Annotated in this window: 6 protein-coding genes; all 6 read right to left on the bottom strand. The window is 56.3% G+C overall.

Annotation, left to right across the window (positions count from 1 at the left end; translation table 11 throughout):
• Positions 1-920, bottom strand: a 920-nt coding sequence (locus HMPREF2724_RS06730; RefSeq protein ID WP_305764394.1) for a DnaB-like helicase N-terminal domain-containing protein, incomplete at its 3' end; no start/stop codon positions are given.
• Positions 921-1,488: 568 nt separating this feature from the next.
• On the bottom strand, positions 1,489-1,941 hold the full coding sequence (rplI, locus tag HMPREF2724_RS06725) for a 50S ribosomal protein L9 (protein ID WP_061925214.1): 453 nt from the start codon (positions 1,939-1,941) through the stop codon (positions 1,489-1,491).
• A 48-nt stretch (positions 1,942-1,989) separates the two neighbouring features.
• Positions 1,990-2,553, bottom strand: coding sequence for a single-stranded DNA-binding protein (locus HMPREF2724_RS06720; RefSeq protein WP_062036694.1), 564 nt, complete (start codon positions 2,551-2,553; stop codon positions 1,990-1,992).
• A 55-nt stretch (positions 2,554-2,608) separates the two neighbouring features.
• Positions 2,609-2,899: a 30S ribosomal protein S6 gene (rpsF, locus tag HMPREF2724_RS06715; RefSeq protein ID WP_179294269.1), complete on the bottom strand. Its 291-nt coding sequence runs from the start codon at positions 2,897-2,899 to the stop codon at positions 2,609-2,611.
• Between the two features lie 200 nt (positions 2,900-3,099).
• Positions 3,100-3,288, bottom strand: a complete 189-nt coding sequence (locus tag HMPREF2724_RS06710; RefSeq protein ID WP_062036693.1) for a hypothetical protein — start codon at positions 3,286-3,288, stop codon at positions 3,100-3,102.
• On the bottom strand, positions 3,289-4,682 hold a 1,394-nt coding region (locus HMPREF2724_RS06705; RefSeq protein WP_070587922.1), incomplete at its 5' end, for a glycosyltransferase family 87 protein.

The following is a 4,682-nucleotide window of genomic DNA, read 5'->3' as shown; positions in this document are numbered from 1 at the left end:
TCAGTGGAAACGCGGCCACCGCGCATATCGGATAGCTTTACCTCCGCCTCAGCCGAGAGCAAACGCATCACGATCTCAGAGGCAGACATCTCGAGGGAGAAGATTACGGAAGTCTTGCCATGCTGCAACGAAGCCGAACGCATGAAGTCCATGGCCAGCGTCGACTTACCAACACCAGGACGCGCCGCGACGATGATCATCTGGCCAGCACGCAGACCATTGGTGAGCTTGTCCAAGTCAATGAAGCCAGTTGGTACGCCGGCCTCCAAGCCACCGTTTTGCTGAAGCATCGCGAGCTCGTCAATGGTTGGATCGATAAGCTTTCCCAGAACTTGATAATCCTCGGTTGTCTTCTTCTGCGCCACCGCAAACACTTCTTGCTGGGCACGATCCAAGACAGACTCGATTTCTGCATCTTCGGCGCCTTCAAAACCCAGCTGAACAACGCGCGTACCTGCGTCAACAAGCTTGCGCAGAACTGCCTTTTCCGCAACGATTTCCGCATAGTAGCGAGCATTCGCTGCAGTAGGAACGGTGGCCAAAAGGGTGTGCAAGTAGGGCGCACCACCCACGCGCTCCAGATTGTTATAGCGGTCTAGACGGGAGGCCACGATGACCGCATCAATGTCAGTGCCGGCGGCATAAAGATCGACCATAGCCTGGTAAATCAACGCATGCGCTGGGTAATAAAAGTCATCTGGTTCGAGCTCCTCAATGACTTCCATAACCGTATTCGGGCTAAGGAGCATAGCGCCCAAGACGCCTTGCTCCGCTTCCCTATCTGAAGGCGGCTGGCGGAACTCGCCATAGCGCTTAACGTCATCCCTGCGCTTGCCGCGGTAGGGGCGATCTTCTACCTCCGGCACATCGGGCGCCTCTGGCGGTACGTAGTCAGAGTCATCAAAGCTTGCATTAGTCATAGACAATCCATCCCACCATATTTTTGCGGCCGCTAGGCGGCATATCTCCCCTCGGCTACTCTTTCGAGCTCTAAGTCTAATGCAGGGGATAGACATACAATTTTCGCCCCTCCACGCGCTTCGCTTGGGTATAAAACGAAAGTTTTCCACAGGCACTTGTGCAATTCCCAGGTGAGTGCGTACTTTTGTCCCAGAACTGCTGTTAGGACCTGTGGATAACTCCTTCAAGCCACTGACCTGCGATTACTATAAGCGCAGGTCAGGCGGTGTTTTTGCCAATGTGAAAATGTACACAAAACCAGTGGACAACCGCATCTACCTGCGCATTAACGCTTTTACCCGCGGGTTAACGAGCGGTAAAAACAGCCTCCACTTGACAAAAGTTATCCACAGATTTGGAAAGTTATCCACAGTTGTCCACAGGCGGGTGAAATCGTGCCTAAAACGCGCAAAAGGCCCCTGGGGCTTGCCACCTCACATGGCAGGCCCCAAGGACCAACTGCGTTGCTGTTGTCATTGTGGTTTCCATGCTTCGGGCATGGAAACCGTCGTGCGCCTTAAATCAGTTTTAGGCAGCGACGACCGAGAAGTTCACCTTGCCGAGAACATCAGCGTGCAGCTTCAGCTCGACCTGGTAGTTGCCGGTCTTCTTGACCAGGCCCTTTGGCAGAACGACGATGCGCTTGTCCAGCTTCGGGCCGCCAGCGGCCTCAATAGCGGAAACGATGTCATCTGCAGAAACGGAGCCGAAAAGCTTGCCGTTTTCAGAAGTCTTCATTACAACCTGAACGCCGGAGAGCTGCTCGAGCTGGTTGCGGACCTCGCGTGCGTGATCCAGGTCGCGGATTGCGCGAGCTTCCTGGGCGCGCTTGATGCCCTCGATCTGCTTCTCAGCACCGCGGGTGGCAACGATAGCCAGGCCGCGAGGAAGCAGGTAGTTACGTCCGTAGCCGTTCTTGACCTCAACAATTTCGCCTGGGGCGCCGAGGTTCTCAACGGCAGCGGTGAGGATCAGCTTCATGATCCCTGCCTTTCAATTGAGTTAGTTAATAATTGCGTTTGACAGTGTTTAGAACGGGGGTTCAGCGTCTGCACCGCCGAAGCTGCCGGCTTGTGGTGCAGAATTCCACGGATCATTAGAAGGAGCTGACTGCTGCGGAGCGCTCTGGTTTCCACCAAAGCCGCCCTGGTTGCCGCCGCCAAAGTTGTTGCCACCCTGGTTCTGCTGCTGGCCGCCGTAGTTGCCACCACCATTGCCACCATTGGCGGACTTGCGGGTGACCTGAGCGGAAGCGTAGCGCAGGGATGGGCCAACTTCATCGACCTCAACCTCAAAGACAGTGCGGTTTTCGCCCTCGCGGTTCTGGTAAGAACGCTGGCGGAGGCGGCCATTAACAATGACACGCATGCCCTTGGTCAAAGTCTCTGCAACGTTTTCTGCGGCTTGGCGCCACACGTTGCAAGTCAGGAACATGGCTTCGCCATCCTCCCACTGATTCGTCTGCGAATTGAAGCGACGAGGGGTGGAAGCAACGCGGAAGTTTGCTACAGCTGCACCCGCTGGGGTGAAGCGAAGCTCCGGGTCAGCAACTACGTTGCCAACAACGGTGATTGGGGTTTCTCCCTGTGCCATGGTCTGTTCTCCTTATCGGTTACGTGGATTCTTAAAACTCTGAAACCAGTATCCGCTATTTGCTGTCGGTGCGCAGAACCTTGGTACGCAGGATGGTGTCGTTCAGGTTCAGGCGGCGGTCAAGCTCGAGTACCGATGCGGACTCGCACTCAAGGGTAACGACGGCGTAGATGCCCTCTTCCTTCTTGTTGATGGCGTAAGCAAGACGACGCTTGCCCCATACATCAACGTTTTCAACCTTGCCGCCGTCCTTGCGGACAACTTCCAGGAACTTGTCTAGGGACGGGGATACGGTGCGCTCATCCTGGTTAGGATCCAGAATAATCATGACTTCGTAGTGACGCACGGACCTCATCACCTCCTATGGTCTAGTAATTGTTTTCGGCCATATCACCTTTGCGGATATGGCAGGAGGGTACGTTGCGTCAAGCAACCCCATCACAATAGCGCATTGACCGGCCAAAAAGAAATCCCCAACGGGATATTTCCGCTGAGGACTTACAGTCTGTAACCAAGCACACGAACGACCGTGCGCGTGGCTCGCACCTAGCTCCGCATGGTGGTGGCGAAGAAGATCGCACTGCCGGCTGGAATCACCGTCAGAAACAAAAGCGCCAGTAGGCCAAGCAAGATGGGCCAACGGCGATCTTCGCTGCGCTGATAGAGATAGTAAGCAGCCATGACGCAGAAGAACCCGAGGACGATCGAAACGATTCCCACGATTGTGATTCCCATTTAGGCAAACTCCCCTACTAGCGGATCGCGGCCTGCGTGTGCCGCGCGGACTTTATCAACGCTCTTGCCCAGCATCTGGCGCACGACGAGCACACCAATGACGATGATGAAGCCGTCGCGGGCGATGACCATGATGTCGAGCAGCTCATGCCCGATGCCCTTGTTCTCCTCCCCCAGCATGTGCCACATGAGAACCGGCCACACTAGGGCGTCGACAAGCATCCAGCTCATCAGCAAACGCCAACGCGGCAGGGCCAACAGAGCCGGAACCACCAACCACAGCGAATACTGCGGGGACCAAACCTTGTTCACCAACAAGAAAGCCATCAAAATTAGGTAGATTAGCTCGGCCACGCGCGGCGTACGTGCCACCCGCAGTCCGAAGACTCCAATGACCGCGCATGCGATGAGGAAGGCGGGCAGGGTGAAGGCGTTGAGGAATTCCGGGCTGAACTCGATTCCCGTCACGCGGTTAAGCACAGCATAGATGGTGGTCCACTCCGCGCCACGTTCCTCGTTCAAGCGGAAAAACACGTGCCAAGCCTCCGGGTATTTTTCTGCCACAGGGACGTTGACCACGAGCCAGGAAATCACCGTGCCGCCGAGCATTGCGCCTAACGGTGCCCACTTCTTGTTTCGCACTGCCAGCACCAAGAACGCGCCCAGGATGAATAGCGGCCACAGCTTGAACGCAGTACCGCAACCAATCAGGATTCCGGCGAGCCAATTCTTGCCACGGGTTACGGCGAGAAGTGCGCCCACCATGAAAGCGATGGAGGGGATGTCCCAGTTGGTAAATCCATGGATGACTACCAGTGGGCTGGCCGCCATCAGTACGGTGTCCCACGCCCGGTTTCCGGTCAGGCGGAAGACCATGTAGACGGTAACGACCCAGATGCACGACATCACCAGTGCGGTGAGCCCGAAGTACCAACCGGATTCGGCGATGCCAAACCAGTGGCCCACCGGGTAGGTAGTGCGCGAGATCCAACCCATGATTCCCTGAAACATACCGGCCAAGACTGGGTATTCCATGTAGCGGGTGAGATCACCCTCCTGCCACGAAAAGGCATAAGGGAAGCCGCCCTGGTCGAGGCCACGGCCACCGTAGAGCGGGATGATGTCGTTGTAGCAGAACGAGGTGTACTGACGGTTGCCATCCCAGTTCAGCGAAATGAGCCCTTCTGCAGAAGTGCGGCTGCCCGCGCAAGTGGCCTTGCTGAGAAAGCCGAATACCAGAAACATCCAAGCCACCGCGATGAGGGCGCGCAGGGGGCTAAACCATTGCTTCTTGCCCGAATATGCGAAACGACCCTTCGGCCCTCCGAAGAACTCGACGACATCGTGCGCAAAAGGCTCCGCCGAAAGCGGAACGAGTCCAGTATTTTCCGCCG

The sequence above is a fragment of the Corynebacterium sp. HMSC071F07 genome (genome assembly GCF_001810285.1).
GTDB lineage: Bacteria > Actinomycetota > Actinomycetes > Mycobacteriales > Mycobacteriaceae > Corynebacterium > Corynebacterium simulans.
Note: the sequence above shows the minus strand (reverse complement) of the source record. Positions and strands in the feature narration are given on the sequence as shown.